This is a genomic window from Streptomyces sp. NPDC002835 (assembly GCF_053591995.1).
This window is the reverse complement of the sequence record NZ_JBSFUW010000008.1, coordinates 80,846-100,997: the sequence shown is the minus strand read 5'-3', so window position 1 is coordinate 100,997 and position 20,152 is coordinate 80,846. Positions and strand designations below refer to the sequence as shown.

15 protein-coding genes are annotated in these 20,152 nt (G+C 72.1%); 11 read left to right on the top strand and 4 right to left on the bottom strand.

Annotated features, from left to right (window positions below; all coding sequences use genetic code 11):
- The first annotated feature begins 103 nt into the window (after positions 1-103).
- A complete protein-coding gene (gene polA / locus ACWD01_RS11315; protein ID WP_451160461.1) occupies positions 104-2,812 on the top strand; it encodes a DNA polymerase I in 2,709 nt (902 codons plus the stop codon).
- A gap of 106 nt (positions 2,813-2,918) precedes the next feature.
- Here the strand turns inward: polA and ACWD01_RS11310 are convergent, their stop codons facing one another.
- A complete protein-coding gene (locus ACWD01_RS11310) occupies positions 2,919-3,776 on the bottom strand; it encodes a DUF4184 family protein (RefSeq protein WP_451160459.1) in 858 nt (285 codons plus the stop codon).
- A gap of 211 nt (positions 3,777-3,987) precedes the next feature.
- Between ACWD01_RS11310 and ACWD01_RS11305 the strand changes: the two genes are divergently transcribed.
- The 3 genes from ACWD01_RS11305 (at position 3,988) to ACWD01_RS11295 (ending at position 7,006) form a co-directional block, all read left to right on the top strand.
- Positions 3,988-5,715, top strand: a complete 1,728-nt coding sequence (locus ACWD01_RS11305) for a lytic transglycosylase domain-containing protein (RefSeq protein WP_451160457.1) — start codon at positions 3,988-3,990, stop codon at positions 5,713-5,715.
- 143 nt (positions 5,716-5,858) lie between these two features.
- On the top strand, positions 5,859-5,996 hold the full coding sequence (locus ACWD01_RS11300) for an SPW_0924 family protein (protein WP_451160455.1): 138 nt from the start codon (positions 5,859-5,861) through the stop codon (positions 5,994-5,996).
- Positions 5,997-6,016: 20 nt separating this feature from the next.
- Positions 6,017-7,006 (top strand): DUF3068 domain-containing protein, encoded by a 990-nt coding sequence (locus tag ACWD01_RS11295; RefSeq protein WP_451160453.1) that lies wholly within the window; start codon positions 6,017-6,019, stop codon positions 7,004-7,006.
- Between the two features lie 156 nt (positions 7,007-7,162).
- On the opposite strand, the gene hrpB is transcribed toward ACWD01_RS11295, so the two are convergent.
- A complete protein-coding gene (gene hrpB, locus ACWD01_RS11290; RefSeq protein ID WP_451160451.1) occupies positions 7,163-9,664 on the bottom strand; it encodes an ATP-dependent helicase HrpB in 2,502 nt (833 codons plus the stop codon).
- 206 nt (positions 9,665-9,870) lie between these two features.
- Positions 9,871-10,695 carry a class I SAM-dependent methyltransferase gene (locus tag ACWD01_RS11285; protein ID WP_451160449.1) on the bottom strand — a complete coding sequence of 275 codons (825 nt, stop codon included), beginning with the start codon at positions 10,693-10,695 and terminating at the stop codon, positions 9,871-9,873.
- 365 nt (positions 10,696-11,060) lie between these two features.
- Between ACWD01_RS11285 and rpsA the strand changes: the two genes are divergently transcribed.
- The 4 genes from rpsA (at position 11,061) to ACWD01_RS11265 (ending at position 14,913) form a co-directional block, all read left to right on the top strand.
- Positions 11,061-12,563 carry a 30S ribosomal protein S1 gene (gene rpsA, locus ACWD01_RS11280; RefSeq protein ID WP_356891880.1) on the top strand — a complete coding sequence of 501 codons (1,503 nt, stop codon included), beginning with the start codon at positions 11,061-11,063 and terminating at the stop codon, positions 12,561-12,563.
- Between the two features lie 329 nt (positions 12,564-12,892).
- Positions 12,893-13,831, top strand: a complete 939-nt coding sequence (locus ACWD01_RS11275) for a PAC2 family protein (protein WP_451160447.1) — start codon at positions 12,893-12,895, stop codon at positions 13,829-13,831.
- Positions 13,832-13,880: 49 nt separating this feature from the next.
- The gene (gene coaE / locus ACWD01_RS11270) at positions 13,881-14,498 is read left to right on the top strand and encodes a dephospho-CoA kinase (protein ID WP_451160445.1); all 618 of its coding nucleotides are present in this window, start codon (positions 13,881-13,883) and stop codon (positions 14,496-14,498) included.
- Between the two features lie 49 nt (positions 14,499-14,547).
- On the top strand, positions 14,548-14,913 hold the full coding sequence (locus ACWD01_RS11265) for a tetratricopeptide repeat protein (RefSeq protein WP_451160443.1): 366 nt from the start codon (positions 14,548-14,550) through the stop codon (positions 14,911-14,913).
- 59 nt (positions 14,914-14,972) lie between these two features.
- On the opposite strand, the gene ACWD01_RS11260 is transcribed toward ACWD01_RS11265, so the two are convergent.
- Positions 14,973-15,233, bottom strand: a complete 261-nt coding sequence (locus ACWD01_RS11260) for a DUF6343 family protein (protein WP_451160441.1) — start codon at positions 15,231-15,233, stop codon at positions 14,973-14,975.
- A 200-nt stretch (positions 15,234-15,433) separates the two neighbouring features.
- Between ACWD01_RS11260 and ACWD01_RS11255 the strand changes: the two genes are divergently transcribed.
- The 3 genes from ACWD01_RS11255 (at position 15,434) to ACWD01_RS11245 (ending at position 20,143) form a co-directional block, all read left to right on the top strand.
- Complete coding sequence (locus tag ACWD01_RS11255) at positions 15,434-15,883, top strand: DoxX family protein (protein ID WP_451160439.1); 450 nt, start codon at positions 15,434-15,436, stop codon at positions 15,881-15,883.
- A 148-nt stretch (positions 15,884-16,031) separates the two neighbouring features.
- Complete coding sequence (locus ACWD01_RS11250) at positions 16,032-18,866, top strand: DEAD/DEAH box helicase (protein WP_451160437.1); 2,835 nt, start codon at positions 16,032-16,034, stop codon at positions 18,864-18,866.
- On the top strand, positions 18,863-20,143 hold the full coding sequence (locus ACWD01_RS11245; RefSeq protein WP_451160435.1) for an SWIM zinc finger family protein: 1,281 nt from the start codon (positions 18,863-18,865) through the stop codon (positions 20,141-20,143). Before ACWD01_RS11250 ends, ACWD01_RS11245 begins: the two co-directional genes overlap by 4 nt.
- Positions 20,144-20,152: the final 9 nt, after the last annotated feature.

Genomic DNA, 20,152 nt, shown 5'->3' with positions numbered 1-20,152 from the left:
TACGTCGATGCTGTGTGTCCGATCCTGCCACGCCCCTGTGACAGCCGATGCCCCCAGGACAGCGCGGTCAGGAATGTCAGTGGTGCATGGCAGGATCGGGGGCGTGGCTGAGACGGCATCGAAGAAGACGGCAGACAACCGACCGCGCCTGCTCCTCATGGACGGGCACTCCCTGGCGTACCGGGCGTTCTTCGCGCTGCCCGCGGAGAATTTCACGACCGCGAGCGGCCAGACGACCAACGCCGTCTACGGCTTCGCGTCGATGCTCGCGAACACCCTGCGTGACGAGGCGCCCACGCATTTCGCGGTGGCGTTCGACGTCTCCCGCAAGACCTGGCGCCAGGCCGACTTCCCGGAGTACAAGGCGAACCGCTCCAAGACCCCTGACGAGTTCAAGGGACAGGTCGAGCTGATCGGCGAACTGCTCGACACGATGAACGCGCACCGGTTCGCCGTCGAGGGCTTCGAGGCGGACGACGTCATCGCGACCCTCGTCACCCAGGCGGAGGCCGCCGGTTTCGAGGTGCTGATCGTCACCGGCGACCGGGACTCCTTCCAGCTGGTCAGCGAGCACACCACCGTGCTGTATCCGACCAAGGGCGTCTCCGAACTGACCCGTTTCACCCCGGCGAAGGTCGAGGAGAAGTACGGGCTGACCCCGCAGCAGTACCCGGACTTCGCCGCGCTGCGCGGCGACCCGTCGGACAATCTGCCCGGCATCCCCGGCGTGGGGGAGAAGACGGCGACGAAGTGGATCAACCAGTTCGGTTCGTTCGCGGAGCTGGTCGAGCGCGCGGAGGAGATCAAGGGCAAGGTCGGGCAGTCCCTGCGCGACCACCTGGAGTCCGTCAAGCTGAACCGCCACCTCACCGAGCTGGTGCGTGACGTGGAGCTGCCCAGGTCCGTCACCGACCTCGAGCGCGAGCCGTACGACAGGACGGCGCTGAAGGGCTTCCTCGAGGTCCTCGAGATCCGGAACCCGAGCCTGCGCGAACGGCTCCTCTCGGTCGACCCCGGCGCGGTGGACGAGGAGCCTGCGGCCCCCGAGGCCGGTGTGGAGCTCGACGGCAGTGTGCTCGGCGCCGGCGAGGTGGCGTACTGGCTGGAGCAGCACGGCAAGCAGCCGCTCGGTGTTGCCACCGTCGCGGCGTGGGCACTGGGCGTGGGCAGCGTCAGCGAGGTCGCGCTGGCCGCCGCCGACGGCAAGGCGGCCTGGTTCGACACGACCCAGCTCGACGAGTCCGACGAGCGGGCCTTCGCCGCCTGGATCTCCGACCCGTCCCGGCCGAAGGTCATGCACAACGCCAAGGACGCGCTGCGGGTCTTCCCCGAGCACGGCTGGCAGATCGCCGGCATCACCATGGACACCGCCCTCGCCGCCTATCTGGTCAAGCCCGGGCGCCGGTCCTTCGCGCTGGACGCCCTGTCGGTCGAATATCTGCACCGGGAGCTGGCTCCGGCCGCCGCGGACGGGCAACTGGCCTTCGGCGCCGACGAGCAGGCCGAGGCAGACGCGCTGATGGCCCAGGCCCGCGCGGTGCTCGACCTCGGCGAGGCGTTCGGCGAGAAGCTGAAGGAGGTCGGCGCCACCGACCTGCTGCACGACGTGGAGCTGCCCACCTCCCTGCTGCTGGCCCGGATGGAGCGCAGCGGCATCGCCGCCGACCGCGCCCACCTCGAGGCGATGGAGCAGCAGTTCGCGGGCGCCGTTCAGCAGGCGGTGAAGGAGGCGCACGCTGCGGTGGGCCATGAGTTCAACCTCGGGTCCCCGAAGCAGCTGCAGGAGGTCTTCTTCGGCGAGCTGAACCTGCCGAAGACCAAGAAGACCAAGACGGGCTACACCACCGACGCCGACGCGCTCGCGTGGCTGGCCGCCCAGACCGAGCACGAGCTGCCGGTCATCATGCTGCGCCACCGCGAGCAGGCCCGGCTGCGCTCGACGGTCGAGGGCCTGATCAAGACCATCGCCGCCGACGGCCGGATCCACACCACGTTCAGCCAGACCGTGGCCGCGACGGGCCGGTTGTCGTCCACCGACCCGAACCTGCAGAACGTGCCGGTCCGCACCGACGAGGGCCGTATGATCCGCCGCGGGTTCGTGGTGGGCGAGGGCTTCGAGTCCCTGATGACCGCGGACTACAGCCAGATCGAACTGCGGGTGATGGCTCACCTCTCGGAGGACGAGGGCCTGCTCGAGGCGTTCACCTCGGGGGAGGACCTGCACACGACGGTCGCCTCCCAGGTCTTCTCCGTGGAGCGGTCCGCCGTCGACGCGGAGATGCGGCGCAAGATCAAGGCCATGTCGTACGGACTGGCGTACGGGCTCTCCGCGTTCGGCCTCTCCCAGCAGCTGAACATCGAACCGGCCGAGGCGCGGGTACTGATGGACACCTACTTCGAGCGGTTCGGCGGGGTGCGGGACTATCTGCGGCGGGTCGTGGACGAGGCCAGGGCGACGGGGTACACGGCGACGATGCTCGGCCGCCGGCGCTATCTGCCCGACCTCACCAGTGACAACCGGCAGCGGCGGGAGGCCGCGGAGCGGATGGCGCTCAACGCCCCGATCCAGGGCACGGCGGCGGACATCGTGAAGGTCGCCATGCTGAACGTGGACCGGGCGCTGACGGAGGCGAAGCTGTCGTCCCGGCTGCTGCTCCAGGTCCACGACGAAATCGTGCTCGAGGTCTCTCCCGGCGAGCGCGAGGAGGTCGAGGCACTGGTGCGCCGCGAGATGGCGTCGGCGGTGTCGCTGCGGGCTCCGCTGGACGTCTCGGTGGGCTCGGGCCCCGACTGGGAGTCGGCGGCGCACTGACGGCGGGTGGACCCCGGGCCGCCGGAGCCCGGGGTCGCTACGGGGCGGGTCCGTTCCGGACGGGGCCGTGAGTGGCGCTCCTATGCGCGAGGTGAGCCGCGCTCGTTCACGCGACGCCCGCGCGGTCCGGTTCGGCGGTGTCCCGCGGGTCCGCTTCGGCCGGCGAGCGGCGGCGTTCCCGGAGGCGTACCGCCGTCGCGTACAGCACCAGGCCCACCGCGAGCCCTGCCCCCGCGCCGAAGCACGCCGTCGGGATGATGTCGAGCGGCGTGTCGATCCCGCCCCAGTACCGGTACCAGCGCACACAGCGGTGCACCACGCCCGCCGCCACACACACCCCGAGCAGGCCGGCCGCGAGCAGCCGGGCGCGGCGACCGAGCGCCGGGACGGGCGGCGCCGGCGCAACTGGCGCGCGGCGCAGCGCGGTGGTCACGAACCACGCCAGCGCGACCAGCGCCGCCGCCGAACTGCCGTACTGCGTGTACGTGTAGAGGGGAAAACCGGCGACGGGCTCCGCGAGCACGGGCACCACCCGCACACCCCACCGGTCGAAGTGGGTGAACGCGTCCCACACCACATGCGTACTCGCCCCGACGACCGCCGAGACGTAGAACCACATCGCGGTCGCCAGCGGCGGCCGGCCGGCCGCGGGCCGGCCCCGCAGCAGCGCGTACGCGCGCCCCCGCCATGCCGCCGGCAGCAGGGCCACCAGCGGGTCGCGCATCAGCAGCCAGAGCGCCACGAGCGCCGCGGTGATGGCGACGTCGACCGTCAGCACGCCGAGCGGCCCGTGCGTCACCGCGCCGAACTCCATCGCGCCGGGAAGGACGCTGGCCGCGAAGTACGTCGTGTCCGGCGCGAACGAGCCCAGCACGAGCGCCGACGCGAACAGCGGCCCACGGGCGGTCCCGTCTCTGCGGATGCCCGGTAGTACCGCGGCGGCGTGGCTGAGTGTGAACGGCATGGCGATGCCCCCTGTGGCCGTTTTTGATCAGTGCTGATCAGTATGCGTGATGCCCTGGCGGGAACACGGGTCCGGAATCCGGGATGAGCAGGTCGTGGCGAAGTGGTGAAAACGGGTCAGGGCACGGTGTCCGGACGTCGCACCGTGCACTAGGGTCACGTGAGTCCGTGCTGGGGAGTGCGAACAGCCGCTGACGGGGAGGGAACGACGGATGGCAGCGCAATTCGGCCGCCGACTGCGCAGGGGAGCGACGACGACGGCCGTGGCCGCCGCGGCGGTGGCCGCGCTCTCGGCGTCACAGGCGCCCGGCGTCACGTCCACCGCTTCAGGTACCGGGCAGGAGGCGTCGGACGTAACTCCGCCGCCGGGCACCCCGGTCACCGGCAACTCCCCGTACTACACGGACCTTCCCCCGCTGAACACACCCGACAAGCCCGACACTTCGGCCGTTCTGCCGGAACTCGGCGCGGGTGAGGCCGGTATACCCGCCTCCGTCCTTGCCGCGTACAAGCAGGCCGAGCGGACCATCGCCGCCTCGGACCCGGCCTGCCGGCTGCCCTGGCAGCTGCTCGCCGCGATCGGCAAGGTCGAGTCCGGCCAGGCCCGCGGCGGCCGGGTGGACGCCGACGGTACGACGCTCTCCCCGATCCTCGGTCCTGTGCTCAACGGTGTCGGCTTCGCGAACATCAAGGACAGCGACAACGGCGCCTACGACGACGACCCGGTGTACGACCGCGCCGTCGGGCCGATGCAGTTCATCCCGCAGACCTGGCAGACCTGGGGCCAGGACGCCAACGGCGACGGCCGCAAGGACCCCAACAACATCTACGACGCGGCGCTGGCCGCGGGCCGCTATCTGTGCGCCGGCGGCCGGGACCTCGGCAACCAGGCCGACCTCGACCGGGCGATCCTGGGCTACAACCACTCGCGGGAGTACCTGCGTACGGTGCTGTCCTGGTTCGAGTACTACAAGCGCGGCACGCACGAGGTCCCCGACGGCCAGGGCCGGCTCCCGGTGGGCGACGGTCCCGACAGCGCGGGCCCGCTCCCCACCCCGACCCCGCCGCCGAGCACGCCGAAGCCCGCGGCGCCCGGGCCGAAGCCGAGCCCCGATCCGTCGCCCGATCCTTCGGAGCCGGCCCCTGCGCCGAAGCCGACACCCCCGCCGACCCCGCCTCCGACTACCACACCGCCGCCGGCGCCCGCGCCCGTGACGCGTATCGAGGCCGCCGGCACCGGGCCGCTGACGGCCGTGGCCGGCCGCGAGTTCGCCGAGCGGGCCACGGTCCGCGCGGAGAACGCCAAGGGCGAGCCCGTCGCCAAGGTCGCGGTCCGGTTCATGGTCGTCGGGGACACCGACGCCCGGTTCACCGGTGGCCGGACGGTCGTCGTGGCGGCCACCGGCGCCGACGGCACGGTCAGCGCCCCGGCGCTGATCGCCGGTGAGCGGACGGGTGACTTCTCGGTGCGGGCCACGGTCGTCCACCGCTCGCTGCCCGGCGTCGAGTTCACGGCCACCGTCACCGAGCGGGAAGCGGACACCCTCGTCCGGACCGACACCACGGCGCTCGACGCGAGCACGGGCGGCGAGTTCGCCGACGTCATCCGTATCCGGGCGGCCTGCGACGGCGCGGCCGCATCCGGTGTCGCCGTCACGGCCACGATGATCGTCTCCAAGGACGACGCGGCGGTGAACGACAAGGGCCCGTACTTCAAGAACGCCGACGGGGCGGTCGTCCGCACCCTCACCGGGCTCAGGACCGGCGCCGACGGAGTCCTCGAACTCCCCAAGGTCTTCACGGACGAGGCCGAGGGCACCTTCGTGCTCCGGCTCACCGCCCCTGGCGGCGGGAGCCTGGACATCGAGCTGAAGGTGACGGCGCCGGCGACGGAGGCCCCCGCCCCCTCCCCGTCTCCTTCCCCTTCGTCGACCGGCTGACCGGCTGACCGAACGAGCACCGCACCGCCCTTCCCCGGACGCCGGGAACGGGGCGGTGCTTCGTGTTCTCTTCTCCCGGTCCGGTTGCTACGGTGCCCCAGACCTGACGCCCTATCAGTTTCGTGTCTCCGGGGAGGCAGAGCATGCGCGCTCTCGTCGCCGCCGCAATCGGACTGGCCGCCGCCCTCGCCCTCGTGCTGACCGTCACGGCGATCGGCACGCCCGCCGGCGAGACCTCGCCCGAGCCGCTGCTGACGACCGTCCCCGGCCCGAAGAGGTAAGAAAGAGGTAAGGGGAAACCGTGCGCCGCAGAGCAGGCCTCGTACTCGTGGCCCTCGCCGTCTTCTTCACCGCCCTCGCACCCCTGCTGCGCTGGTACGCCTTCCCACGGCTCGTCAAGGTCCCGGCGGGCCAGTACCAGGAGATGGTCCTTGAGGCGAAACCCGCCGTCCTCCTCGACTACGGCACCCTCAAGTCGAAGAAGGTCGAGAAGCTCACCATCGTGCAGACCCTCAAGGGCAACGTCGAGGAGTCGGAACGAATCGAGCAGACCGCGGGACGCGACGTCGTCGTGTGGGACTCCCTCTCCTACATCCAAGGCCCCGACGGCAGGATGGTCTCCCAGATCCCCGAGCGCTACATCTTCGACGCGCACACCCAGGAGCCCGTGCACGCCACCGGCGAATCGGTCGACGGCGACCCGGTGCGACGCGAGGGCATCGAGTTCAAGTGGCCGTTCCTCACCGAGAAGCGGGACTACGTGTACTTCGACGCCCAGGCCCGCACCTCCGCCCCCATCCACTACAAGGGCACCCGGCAGTTCCGCGGTCTGGAGGTCTACTACTTCGAGCAGACCATCCCCTGGACCAAGGTGCCCTTCCCGAAGAAGATGCCCGTCCCCGGCATCGACGCAGCCACCCTGGAGAAGCAGACCGGCACCACGCGCTGGTACACCACCAAGCGGATGTTCTGGGTCGAACCCGTCACCGGAGCCCCCGTCAACGGCGAGGAGATCCACAAGGAGGAGCTGCGCGGCGGCTCCCTGCTCGGCGGCCGCGACAAGGCCACCGCGTTCGCCGGACACGTGAAGATGCGGCCCGACTACGTCGACTCCACCGTCGAACTGGTCACCTCCCAACGCCGTCTGGTGCTTCTGCTGACGTCCTACCTGCCGTGGGGCTTCCTGGTCCTCGGCGGCAGTCTCCTCGGGCTCGCCCTGTGGCTCGAGGCACGCGCCCGCCGCCCTCGCACTCCGGTGCCAGAGCCTGCTCCCGAGCCGGCCACAGCCTGAACCGCGGTCTCAGCCCGAGCCGGGCCGGGGTCGGACAGGCCCGAGCCGAGCCGGGGTCGGGCCCCGTCTGGACTCGGCCGGGCCCGGCAGGGCCCTGATTCGGGCCGCCCCGTCAGGTCCGGGCCAGGACCCGGCCGGGGCCGGGACCTCGGCCGGTCAGGGTCTGAGCCGGGCCTTGGTGAACCGGGTCGGCTCCGCCGCGGCAGGGTCTTCGGGCCAGGGATGCTTCGGGTACCGCCCCCTCAGCTCTGCCCGCACCGCCCGGTACCCCTCCCGCCAGAACGACGCCAGGTCGGCGGTGACCGCCGCGGGCCGCCCGGCGGGGGAGAGCAGATGCACCAGCACCGGCACCCCGGCGACCGCGGGCGTCTCGCGCAGCCCGAACAGCTCCTGGAGCTTCACCGCGAGCACCGGCTGCTCCCCGCTGTAGTCGACCCGTATCCGGGACCCGCTCGGCACCTCGATCCGCTCCGGTGCGAGCTCGTCCAGCCTGGCCGCGTCGCCGGTCGCCCACGGCAGCAGCCGCCGCAGCGCCTGCCCCGCCTGGATACGGCCCAGATCCGCCCGCCGCCGGGCACGGGAGAGTTCCGGCTCCAGCCATTCACCGGCCGCCTCGAGCAACTCGGTGTCCGACATCCCCGGCCACGGCGGGCCGGACGCCCGGTGGAGGAACGCCAGCCGCTCGCGCAGCCCACGTGCGTCAGGTGTCCAGTGCAGCAGCCCGAGCCCCTCGCGCCGCAGACCCTCCAGCAGGGCCTGGCGCACGAGCTCCGCATCGGGGTTCCTCAGCGGCCGTACGGAGAGCTCGACGGCGCCGAGCCGCTCCACGCGCCGGGCGGTGACGTCCCCGTCCTCCCAGTGCACCTCCTCGCCATCGGTCAGCAGATGCGAGGCGGCATCGCGGGCGCCGTCCTCGTCGAGCACGGCGGCCAGCCGTATCCGCGCGGACGCGGCGGAGGCGGGGCGGTCGGCCACGGCGACCGCCAGCCAGGGGGCCTCACGCAGCGACGACCCCGTGCCGAGCTCGCCACCGGTGCCGGAGGCCATCAGGAACGCCCCGTCGCCGCGCCGCCGGGCCACCCGCTCGGGAAACGCGAGGGCGGTGACCAGACCGGCGACGGCATCGTCCCCGGGTGGCCCCTGCTTCCCTGACGGCGCCTGCCCACGTCCCGCGCCTGCGAGCGACGACTCCAGCCTGCGCACCTCCGCCCGCCACCTGGTCCCGTAGGCGTCGCCGCCCCGCCGGGCCGTGCGCCAGGCGCCGGCCAGGTCGTCCCCGTACTCCCGCGGCGGCTCCTCACTCAGCAGCGCGACCACCTCGGCCGCCTGCCGTCCACCCACCTGCCGGGCGCCGTCCAGCAGTGCGCGGGCCAGCCGGGGGTGCAGCCCCAGGCGCGACATCCGGGCACCCCGGTCGGTGGCCCGCCCTGCCCCGTCGACCGCGCCGACCGCGGACAGTACGGAGCGAGCGGCGGCCATCGCGCCCGGCGGGGGAGGATCCAGCAGTGCGAGCCCGGTCGCCGCCGGATCGCCCCAGCAGGCGGTGTGCAGGGCGAACGCCGTCAGGTCCGCGACCTTGATCTCCGGTGCGGGGAAGCGCGGCAGCCGGCCGTCCTCCGCCTCCGTCCAGCAGCGGTACACCGCCCCGGGCGCCTCACGTCCGGCCCGGCCCGCCCGCTGCCGGCCGGCGGCCTGCGAGGCCCGCACCGTCGCCAGCGCGCTCAGGCCGCGGGTGTGGTCGGTCCGCGGCTCGCGCGCCAGACCCGAGTCGACGACGACCCGCACGCCCGGCACGGTCAGCGACGACTCCGCGACCGAGGTCGCCAGGATCACCCGTCGGTTGTCCCCGCCGGCGAGCACGGCGTCCTGGACCGCGGCCGGTGCCCGGCCGTGCACCTGGAGAACCTCCGCGTCCACCCCCGACAACTGGCTCGCGACCCGGCCGATCTCGCCCACGCCGGGCAGGAAGCAGAGCACGTCGCCCGCATGCTCCGCGAGCGCCCTGCGCACCACCGACGCCACATGTGCCAGCAGCGCCGGGTCGACCCGCATCCCGTGCGGTGGCCGCACCGGGCGGGCCGGCGGGGCCCAGACCACCTCGACCGGGTGCGCGACGCCTTCGGCCCGGACCACCGGTGCGTCGCCGAGCAGCCGCGCCCAGCCCTCGGCGTCCGTCGTGGCCGAGGCCGCGAGGAGCTGCAGCTCCGGCCGCAGGGTGGCCCGTACATCCAGCAGGAAGGCGGCGACCGTGTCGGCGTCCAGATGTCGTTCGTGACACTCGTCGAGCATCACGACGTCTACGCCGGCCAGCTCCTGATCGCGCTGCAGCCGTTGGAGCAGCACACCCGTGGTGACGACCTCCACGACGGTCTCGCGGCCGACCACGCGCTCACCGCGCACGGTGAAGCCGACGCGGCCGCCCACCTTCTCGCCCAGCAGCCACGCCATCCTCCGAGCCGCCGCGCGCGCCGCTATCCGCCGCGGCTCGGCGACCACGACACGGGCGCCGGCCTCGGCCAGCACCAGCGGCACCAGCGTGGTCTTGCCGGTGCCCGGCGGCGCGCACAGCACTGCCGTGCCGTGCGCGTCGAGCGCGGCCAGCAACTCGTCGACGGCATGACGGACGGGGAGACGGTCGATTGCGTCGTTTCGGATCACGGACTCAGTCTCGTACTTGCGGCGGACGGTGTGCCGGGCTGTCCACAGTCCCGGTGCGCTTGTATGACCATCACGCCCGACCGGTCCTCCCAGCCGGTCCTCCCGGCCTGGTCCGCCCAGCCCGGTCGTCCCGCCGCCGCGCGGCCGTCCCGCCCTCCGGCCGCCCCGCCGCGACCAGTCCGGCCCGGTCAGTCCCGCCCCCGGCCTCAGGCCGCCGGGACCTCCGTCTCGCTCCGCTCGCAGACGAAGATCGCCGTGCCCGGGATCAGGTTGCCGCGCAGCGGGGACCAGCCGCCCCACTCCTGGCTGTTCCAGGCGGGCCACTCGGGCTCGACCAGGTCGACCAGGCGGAAGCCGCCGGCCACCACGTCCCGCACCCGGTCGCCGAGTGTCCTGTGATGCTCCACGTAGACCGCGCGGCCCTCGTCGTCCTGCTCCACGTACGGAGTGCGGTCGAAGTACGAGGCGGCCACCGACAGGCCGTCGGGGCCGGGCTCGTCGGGGAAGGCCCAGCGGATCGGGTGCGTGACGGAGAAGACCCAGCGTCCGCCCGGCCGCAGCACCCGCCTGACCTCCTGGAACACCCGGACCGGGTTCGCGACGAAGGGGACCGCCCCGTACGCCGAGCACGCCAGGTCGAAGGAGCCGTCCCGGAACGGGAGCATGCCCGCGTCCGCCTCGACCAGCGGCACGCCGCCGCCGATCCGCAGCGCGTGCTGGAGCTGGCGGTGGGAGAGGTCCAGTGCCACGGGCCGGGCGCCCTGGGCCGAGAGCCAGCGCGAGCACTGGGCGGCGCCCGCGCCGATCTCCAGAACGTCCAGGCCCTTCAGGGATCCGGCGGGGCCGAGCAGCGCGGCATCGGCCTCGTCGAGCCCTTCAGGCCCCCATACGAAGCGGTCGTCGCCGAGGAACGGGCCGTGCTCGTTCTGGTACTCGTCGGCGTTCCCGTCCCACCAGCCGCGGCTGGCCCGGCTGCTCTCCGCGTCGCTCGCATTACGGCGAGTGGCTTCCGGTTCGAAATCTTGGCTCATCGTCACCGTCGTTGTAGTTTGCGTCCCAGCGCGCCGATGCCAGGCTCTCGAAAGAGGCCATCTTGGCCTCGGCGGAAAAGAGTTGTGCCGGAATTGTGGTCTTCCACCCCGGGTGTGCGCCTTCGCGATTGACCCTGTCCGGCTGCCCCCGTATGCTACAAGTTGCGCTGCGGGCCTGCGTGCCTCGGACCGAGCAGGCCGCGCTCGCATCTGTATGTGTCCCTCGGTTCACGAGGCACCTCACAGGGTCCATCGGATCCATTGTTTGGTGCTTCCAAGGCTGTCCGGCTTCTGCAGCTGCGATACAAGGCTCACGGCGTAGCAGTACCTACGACTTCAATGTCCGCACCGGAGCCCTTTCCCACATGACGAGCAGCACCGAGACCACCGCCACCACCCCGCAGGTTGCGGTCAACGACATCGGTAACGAGGAAGCCTTCCTCGCCGCGATCGACGAGACGATCAAGTACTTCAACGACGGCGACATCGTCGACGGCGTCATCGTGAAGGTCGACCGGGACGAGGTCCTGCTCGACATCGGTTACAAGACCGAAGGTGTCATCCCGAGCCGCGAGCTCTCGATCAAGCACGACGTCGACCCGAACGAGGTCGTCAAGGTCGGCGACGAGATCGAGGCCCTTGTCCTTCAGAAGGAGGACAAGGAAGGCCGCCTGATCCTCTCGAAGAAGCGCGCCCAGTACGAGCGTGCCTGGGGCACCATCGAGAAGATCAAGGAAGAGGACGGCATCGTCACCGGCACCGTCATCGAGGTTGTCAAGGGTGGTCTCATCCTCGACATCGGCCTCCGTGGCTTCCTGCCGGCTTCCCTCGTCGAGATGCGCCGTGTCCGCGACCTCCAGCCCTACGTGGGCAAGGAGCTCGAGGCGAAGATCATCGAGCTGGACAAGAACCGCAACAACGTGGTCCTGTCCCGCCGCGCCTGGCTCGAGCAGACCCAGTCCGAGGTGCGCCAGACGTTCCTCACCACCCTGCAGAAGGGCCAGGTCCGCTCCGGCGTCGTCTCTTCGATCGTCAACTTCGGTGCGTTCGTGGACCTGGGCGGTGTCGACGGACTCGTGCACGTGTCCGAGCTGTCCTGGAAGCACATCGACCACCCTTCCGAGGTTGTCGAGGTCGGCCAGGAGGTCACCGTCGAGGTTCTCGACGTGGACATGGACCGCGAGCGTGTCTCCCTGTCGCTGAAGGCGACGCAGGAGGACCCGTGGCAGCAGTTCGCCCGGACCCACCAGATCGGGCAGGTTGTCCCGGGTAAGGTCACCAAGCTCGTCCCGTTCGGTGCGTTCGTTCGCGTCGACGAGGGCATCGAGGGCCTGGTCCACATCTCCGAGCTGGCCGAGCGCCACGTGGAGATCCCGGAGCAGGTCGTCCAGGTCAACGACGAGATCTTCGTCAAGGTCATCGACATCGACCTCGAGCGCCGTCGCATCAGCCTCTCGCTGAAGCAGGCCAACGAGTCCTTCGGTGCCGACCCGGCCTCGGTCGAGTTCGACCCGACCCTGTACGGCATGGCCGCGTCCTACGACGACCAGGGGAACTACATCTACCCCGAGGGCTTCGACCCGGAGACCAACGACTGGCTGCCGGGCTTCGAGTCCCAGCGCGAGGCGTGGGAGACCCAGTACGCCGAGGCGCAGTCGCGCTTCGAGCAGCACCAGGCTCAGGTCATCAAGTCCCGCGAGGCCGACGAGGCCGCCGCTGCCGAGGGTGGCCCCGCCGCCCCGGCCGGTGCCCCCGCGGGTGCCACCGGTGGCTCCTACTCCTCGGAGTCGGACGACAACTCCGGCGCCCTGGCGTCGGACGAGGCGCTTGCCGCCCTGCGCGAGAAGCTGGCCGGCGGCCAGAGCTGACGCTCTGCCCCTGGTAGCTGAACAGCTGAAGTAAGGCCCGCTCCCCTTGGGGGGCGGGCCTTACCGCGTTGAGGGGCCGCGCCTGCTGCCGCGACGCACCACCAAGCCGCCGGACCCGGACGACCGCTGCCCGTACCCACGAACCGCCCGCCCGCCCGCCCGCCCGCACGACCGGCCGCAAGCCCGTACGGCCCGCTGCCTCTCCCCGGGCGAACTGCCCCGTCGCACCCGGTGGTTCGGTGCCGGGGACGCCGGAACACAAGAGGGGACGGGAATGCACACGCGCTGCCGCGCGTTGTTGCCTTCGGACACGAGGAGGAGCGGTAATCGTGCTTGATCCGCAGGGTTTGTACGAGTGGGAGCCGAAGGGCCTCGCGGTCGTCGATGTGGCGCTCGCGCAGGAGTCGGCCGGCCTGGTCATGCTGTACCACTTCGACGGCTACATCGACGCCGGAGAGACCGGCGAGCAGATCGTCGACAATCTGCTGGAGACGCTTCCCCACCAGGTGGTGGCGCGATTCGACCACGACCGGCTCGTGGACTACCGGGCCCGCCGACCGCTGCTGACCTTCCGGCGCGACCGCTGGGCCGGATACGACACCCCTTCACTGGAGGTGCGGCTCGTCCAGGACGCCACCGGAGCACCCTTCCTGCTTCTCTCCGGGCCCGAGCCGGACGTCGAGTGGGAGCGCTTCGCCGCGGCGGTCGCTCAGATCGTCGAGCGGCTCGGAGTGCGCCTCGCGGTGAACTTCCACGGCATCCCGATGGGCGTCCCGCACACCCGCCCCGTCGGCATCACGCCGCACGGCAACCGTACGGACCTCACCCCGGGCCACCGCAGCCCCTTCGACGAGGCCCAGGTGCCGGGCAGCGCCGAGGCGCTCGTCGAGTACCGCCTGATGCAGGCCGGTCATGACGTGCTCGGCGTCGCCGCCCACGTGCCGCACTACGTGGCCCGCTCCTCGTATCCCGACGCCGCGCTGACCGTGCTGGAGACCATCACAGCCGCTACCGGGCTTGTTCTGCCGGGAGTCGCGCACTCGCTTCGTACGGAGGCGCACCGCACCCAGACCGAGATCGAGCGGCAGATCGGCGAGGGCGACGAGGAGCTGGTGGCCCTGGTGCAGGGCCTCGAGCACCAGTACGACGCGATGGCGGGTGCAGAGAGCCGCGGCAGTCTCGTCGCCGAGACCGTCGAACTGCCGTCGGCGGACGAGCTCGGCCGGGAGTTCGAGCGCTTCCTCGCGGAACGCGAGGGCGACTCCTAGGACCGGCTGGCGGACGGGGCCCGGTGGGCACTCGCGTAGGCTGCGGCGCATGCTGACAGTGGGCCTGACCGGCGGCATCGGTGCCGGCAAGAGTGAAGTGTCCCGGCGGCTCGTCTCGTACGGGGCGGTCCTCGTCGACGCCGACAGGATCGCCCGTGAGGTGGTCGAGCCCGGAACTGCGGGGCTCGCGGCCGTCGTCGAGGCCTTCGGACCGGAAATCCTGGACGCCGAAGGCGCCTTGGACCGTCCGAAGCTCGGCTCGATCGTGTTCGCCGATCCCGAGCGCCTCGCCACACTGAACGGCATCGTGCATCCCCTGGTCGGCGCCCGCTCCCGGGAACTGGAACAGGCGGCGGGCCCTGACGACGTGGTGGTTCACGATGTACCACTGCTCACCGAGAACAACCTCCAATCGCTCTACGACCTGGTGATCGTGGTCGACGCGTCGCCCGAGACCCAGTTGGACCGGCTCGTGCGGCTGCGCGGGATGACGGAGAGCGAGGCGCGCTCCCGGATGGCGGCGCAGGCCACGCGCGAGCAGCGGCTGGCCGTCGCCGATCTCGTCATCGACAACGACGGACCGTTGGAGAAGCTGGAGCCCCAGGTCCGCGAGGTGTGGAACGAGCTGACCCGGCGCGCCTCCCGGGGCCACCGGCCGGTGGAATAGCGCCGGGCCGTCCCGTGTTGGAACGGGGCAGCCAGGGAAGGATGCGAGAGTGTCGAACAGCAACCCGGAGACCCACGTCATCGACTTCCGCGCCGCCGAGCAGTTGCTGGCCGCGCGGGACCCGCGCGGGGCCGTCAAGCTGCTGGACTCCGTGATCGCCGCCCACCCGGAGAACACCGCGGCCCGTCTGCTGCGCGCCCGTGCGTTCTTCGCCTCGGCTCAACTGCGTCCGGCGGAGCTCGAATTCGAGCTGGTCCTCGAGCGTGAGCCGGACAACGCGTTCGCCCACTTCGCCCTCGCCCGCACCTTCGAACGGGCAGGCAGGCCCGAGCAGGCCCAGCGCCACTTCCGCCTCGCGGCGGCCCTGGACCCGAACCCGGAGTATATGAAGGCCGCCCGCTTCGACACGGAGTGACTCCGGAGGGAGACCGGGCCGGAGGGAGATCGTGCGCCACCGGTCCCGCGAGGCCGGGCTCAGTCGCGGCCGGGTGGTTCGTACGGCGGGACGTCCCGGCCCGGCTGATAGTGCGAGCCCTGGCGGATATGGCGCACGACCAGAGCCAGATCGACGGCCACGACGAGGAAGAGCGCACCGCAGACGACGGCCCACCCGAGCCGTTCGGCGAACGTGAAGGCGACCGTGCCTCCCGCCGTCCAGATCAGGCCCCACACACCCAGCCAGAAGCGCATCCGCAGGGGACTGCGTGCGGTGACCGGTTCATTTCCAGTACGCATGGCGCATCTCCCTCTTCAGGATGCACCCTCCTCCGGGCGGCCGCCCGAGGCCGGAAAACGCCGCGGAATCCTCGTCCCGGAGCGATGACTTCGGCAGCGCACGGCGGTCTGACTGTGTGAAAGCCATGGAAGCGCGTGACAGCGCCATGGAAACCACAGCGCCTTCGCACCCTTACCGCTCACCCCCCGAGGAGACAGCCATGTCCGCCACTGCTTCCGCTGCTTCGCCCACCACCGTCGCCGCCCCGACGGGCACCACCGAGCCCAGTCGGCGCGTACACCTGGCCATCCGCGTGCTCCAGATCCTGCTTGCCCTGTTCTTCGCGGTCGCCAGCGCGGCCCCGAAGCTCGTGGCGCACTCCTCCGCGACAGTGGGGTTCGACCGCATCGGCTACGGCGACTGGTACATGTACCTGGTGGGCGGCCTGGAGCTGGCCGGCGCGATCGCCCTGGTGATCCCGATCCTGTCCGGGATCTCCGCGATCGCCCTGATGGGACTGATGGTCGGCGCCTTCGTCACACAGCTGACCGTGTTCGACGGGCAGAACGCACTCACCCCGGTGATCTTCTTCGTGCTGCTGGCGGTCGTCGCCCGGATCCGCCGACAGCACACCGCGCAGTTCGTCGCGCGGGTGCGCAGCCGCGGCTGACACCGGCTGGAGCGAGGGCGAAAGGCCAGGTCACAGCCGGTCACGCCATCAATGTCAGACCCCGCCCGTAAGGTCGTAATGCGCAGTGCCACTCCGGCACACGCAACCGCACGTCCGTGCACGCACTCGCGGGAGAGGAGACGACGCCATGACCTCGGAGCTGGACACCACAGCCGTCCGCGCCGCAGCCGCCGTCTTCCTGCCCGCCGCACTGCCGCGCGAGGGCCGGATCGCCTTCTGGTCCCCGGACGGGCGTCCGCTGCCCGGTGCGGGCGACGAGATCACCGTCGTCCGCCCGCACCGTGAGGGAGACACGCTCCTTGTCCGCAGCGTCACCGTTCCCGCCGTCGTCATGTCCGTCACGGCGGCCGCGCCGCTGCTGATCGAAGCCCGGCGGCACCCTGGCGCACATCCCGCCGCCGCCTGCTGGGGCGCGGCCGTGCTGCACGCACTGCATCTCGTCACCCGCGGCAGGCTGCTGCCCGGACTGACTCCCTCCGACCACGACGCCTGGCGCGCCGGGCCGCTCGACGCCGACGATGTCGCCCAGCTGCGCGCCATCGCCGCCGCCATGCCGTACGAGGCGCACGCCGCCCCGGTCGACGGGGCCGGGCCGCCGCGGCTGCCCGAGCCGGAGTCCCTGGTGCGCGCCTTCTTCGACGCGGTGGCCGACAGTCTGCCGCGCACCCCGGCCGCCGCTTCCGCCGTAGGCGCGCCGTTCGCGGCAGCCGAGCCGCAGCACCTCCCCGGAGCCCGTGAATGGGCGGCCGAGGCGGCGGCCGGGATGGACGCGGGCGTCCGGGTCTCCCTGCGTCTCGACCTGTCCGCGTACGAGCTCTTCGACGTCCCCGCGGACAGCGGCGCGGAGCGCAACGCGGGAGCAGCCGTGGTCCAGGTGCACAGCCTCGCCGACCCGACCCTCGTCATGGACGCCGCGCGGCTGTGGGCGGGAGACGGCGACGAGCACTTCGGGCCGCGCGCCCGTATCGACACGGTGCTGGCGCTGCGCCGTGCCGCCCGCGCCTGGCAGCCGCTGGCCCGGCTGCTGGAGCGGGACATGCCCGACGTACTGCCGCTGACCGAGGAGGAGCTGTACGAGCTGCTCGGGCCCGGCACCGCCCGCCTGGACGCGGCGGGAGTGAGCGTCCACTGGCCGAAGGAGCTCGCGCGTACGCTCACAGCCGCCGCCGTCGTGCGCTCCGCGCCCGGGTCCGCCACCGACGGCACACCCTTCTTCGACAGCGCGGACCTGCTCAGGTTCGACTGGCAGCTGGCGCTCGACGGCGATCCGCTGACCGAGCGCGAGATGGACGCGCTCGCCGAGTCGCACCGCCCCATCGTGCGGCTGCGTGACCGCTGGGTCGTCGTCGACCCCGACCTCGTGCGCAAGGCACGCAAGCGGGAACTCGGCCTCCTGGAGCCGGTCGACGCCCTGGCGGTGGCGCTGACCGGCACGGCGGAGGTCGACGGCGAGACGGTGGAGGCCGTACCGACGGGCGCGCTGGCCGCCCTGCGTGACCGCCTCACCACCACCACCGCCCCTGCGGAGGCGCCCGAGGGGCTGCACGCCACCCTGCGGGACTACCAACTGCGGGGCCTGGCGTGGCTGGACCTCATGACGTCCCTCGGACTCGGCGGCTGTCTGGCCGACGACATGGGCCTCGGCAAGACCGTCACCGTGATCGCCCTGCACCTGCGCCGCGCGCGCACCGCCCCGACGCTGGTCGTGTGCCCGGCGTCGCTGCTCGGCAACTGGCAGCGCGAGATCACCCGGTTCGCCCCCGGCGTCCCCGTACGGCGGTTCCACGGAGCCGGCCGCACCCTCGACACACCGGACGGCGGCTTCGTGCTGACCACTTACGGCACCATGCGCAGCAGCGCGGAGGAACTGGCCGCCCAGCCCTGGGGCATGGTCGTCGCCGACGAGGCCCAGCATGTGAAGAACCCGTTCTCCGCCACCGCAAAGGCCCTGCGCACCATCCCCACCCCTGCCCGCGTCGCCCTCACCGGCACCCCGGTCGAGAACAACCTCTCCGAGCTCTGGGCGCTGCTGGACTGGACGACTCCCGGACTGCTCGGACCGCTCAAGGCGTTCCGCTCCCGCCACGCCCGCCTGGTGGAGAACGGCGAGGACGACGACGCCGTGGAGAGGCTCGCGCGGCTCGTCCGCCCGTTCCTGCTGCGCCGGAAGAAGTCCGACCCGGGCATCGTGCCCGAGCTGCCGCCCAAGACGGAGTCCGACCATCCGGTGCCGCTCACCCGCGAGCAGGCGTCCCTCTACGAAGCCGTGGTCCGGGAGACGATGGCGGCGATCGAGGCGGCGGACGGCATCGCGCGCCGCGGCCTGGTGATGAAACTGCTGACGGCGCTCAAGCAAATCTGCAACCACCCCGCCCAGTTCCTCAAGGAGTACGGAACCGCCCACGGGAGCGGCGCGACCGCGCGGCTCGCGGGCCGGTCCGGGAAGCTCGCGCTGCTCGACGAACTGCTCGAGACGATCCTCGCCGAGGACGGTTCCGTGCTCGTCTTCACCCAGTACGTCTCCATGGCCCGGCTGCTCGCCGCCCACCTCGCCTCCCGCGCGATCCCGAGCCAGCTGCTGCACGGCGGGACGCCCGTGGCGGAGCGCGAGCGGATGGTCGACCGTTTCCAGTCCGGCGAGGTGCCGGTGTTCATCCTCTCGCTGAAGGCGGCGGGCACCGGGCTGAACCTGACCAGGGCCGGCCATGTCGTCCACTACGACCGCTGGTGGAACCCGGCGGTCGAGGAACAGGCGACCGACCGCGCCTACCGCATCGGCCAGACCCAGCCCGTGCAGGTCCACCGTCTCATCACCGAAGGCACGGTCGAGGACCGCATCGCCGAGATGCTCGCCTCCAAGCGCGCGCTGGCGGACGCGGTCCTGGGCTCCGGTGAGACGGCGCTGACGGAGCTCACCGACCGGGAGCTGGCCGACCTTGTCTCTCTGCGGAGGCCCTCATGACCCCCCGCGCGCACACCGGCACGCGACCTGGCCCACCGGCAGGGCCGCACCACGACGACCATCGCCGGACCTTCCCCGCGCTCGAGCCGCTCGCCGGGCAGGAGACCGCCATGACCTGGTGGGGCAACGCCTGGGTGGAGGCCCTCGAGGACACCGCTCTCGACCCGGCGCGTCTGGTGCGCGGCCGCGCCTATGCCGCACGCGGCCATGTCGCCGCGATCACGGTGACGCCCGGCCGGGTCATGGCGTACGTGCAAGGCAGCCGGCCCCGCCCGTACCGCACGGAGATCCGTCTGCGCACCCTCGGCGACGACGACTGGGACGACTTCCTGGCTGCGGCGGCGGCCCGTCCGGACCACATCGCGGCCCTTCTCGACAAGGACGTTCCGCAGGCGCTGGCGAGCGCCGCCGAGTTGCTGCCGACACCGGGCGACCTGATCCCCGACTGCTCCTGCCCGGACGACGGCTATCCCTGCAAGCACGCCGCGGCACTCAGCTACCAGACCGCCAGGCTGCTCGACGAGGACCCGTTCATGCTGTTCCTGATGCGCGGCCGCGGCGAGCGGGAGATCCTCTCGGCGCTCTCCCGCCGCAACGCGACGCGCTCCGCGGCCGAGCACTCCGCCGCGGTGTCCGCGGCCCCCCTGGCGACGGTGCCGGCGGACGAGGCCCTCGCTGCCGCCACCGCGCTGCCGCCCCTGCCGCCGCCTTTCCCCGCCCCACAGCGACCGGGCCGCCCCCCGGCGTATCCGCAGGTGCCCGGCGCCCCCGACCCGCTGGCCCTGGACCTGCTGGCCGGCGAGGCAGCCGGGCGGGCCCACACCCTGCTCAGCACGGGCCGCGACCCGGTCGCCGACCTGACCCGCTGGCAGGACACCGTCCGGCTTGCCGCCGCCCATCCTGGCTCTGGCCTGACCGCCTCCACCCGCGCCCTGTACCGGGACCTCGCCGCAGCGACCGACCGCACGCCCATCGACCTGGCCCGTGCCGTCGCCGCCTGGCGGCAGGGCGGGCCCGAGGCCCTGTCCGTGCTGGAGGAGCCGTGGGATCCGCCCGCCGGCCCCTTCGACCGGGCGCGCCCGGCCCTGGCCGCCGCGGACTTCCCCGAGTTCCGGCCCTGGCGCAACCACCTCTCGGCGCGCTCGCTCCAGCTCAGACTCGGGCGCAACGGCCTCTGGTACGGGTACGAGTCGGACCTCGACCGCGAGGACTGGTGGCCGCGCGGCACACCCGACACCGACCCCGTCGGGGCGCTCGCCGCGCTCCTGGGGAGGTGACGGCCGCTC

Excerpts from the sequence above, each read along its gene's own strand:
- ACWD01_RS11310 (WP_451160459.1), bottom strand. The coding sequence starts at position 3,776 with ATGCCGTTCACACTCAGCCACGCCGCCGCGGTACTACCGGGCATCCGC.
- ACWD01_RS11305 (WP_451160457.1), top strand. The coding sequence starts at position 3,988 with ATGGCAGCGCAATTCGGCCGCCGACTGCGCAGGGGAGCGACGACGACG.
- ACWD01_RS11300 (WP_451160455.1), top strand. The coding sequence starts at position 5,859 with ATGCGCGCTCTCGTCGCCGCCGCAATCGGACTGGCCGCCGCCCTCGCC.
- ACWD01_RS11285 (WP_451160449.1), bottom strand. The coding sequence starts at position 10,695 with ATGAGCCAAGATTTCGAACCGGAAGCCACTCGCCGTAATGCGAGCGAC.
- rpsA (WP_356891880.1), top strand. The coding sequence starts at position 11,061 with ATGACGAGCAGCACCGAGACCACCGCCACCACCCCGCAGGTTGCGGTC.
- coaE (WP_451160445.1), top strand. The coding sequence starts at position 13,881 with ATGCTGACAGTGGGCCTGACCGGCGGCATCGGTGCCGGCAAGAGTGAA.
- ACWD01_RS11260 (WP_451160441.1), bottom strand. The coding sequence starts at position 15,233 with ATGCGTACTGGAAATGAACCGGTCACCGCACGCAGTCCCCTGCGGATG.
- ACWD01_RS11255 (WP_451160439.1), top strand. The coding sequence starts at position 15,434 with ATGTCCGCCACTGCTTCCGCTGCTTCGCCCACCACCGTCGCCGCCCCG.
- ACWD01_RS11250 (WP_451160437.1), top strand. The coding sequence starts at position 16,032 with ATGACCTCGGAGCTGGACACCACAGCCGTCCGCGCCGCAGCCGCCGTC.
- ACWD01_RS11245 (WP_451160435.1), top strand. The coding sequence starts at position 18,863 with ATGACCCCCCGCGCGCACACCGGCACGCGACCTGGCCCACCGGCAGGG.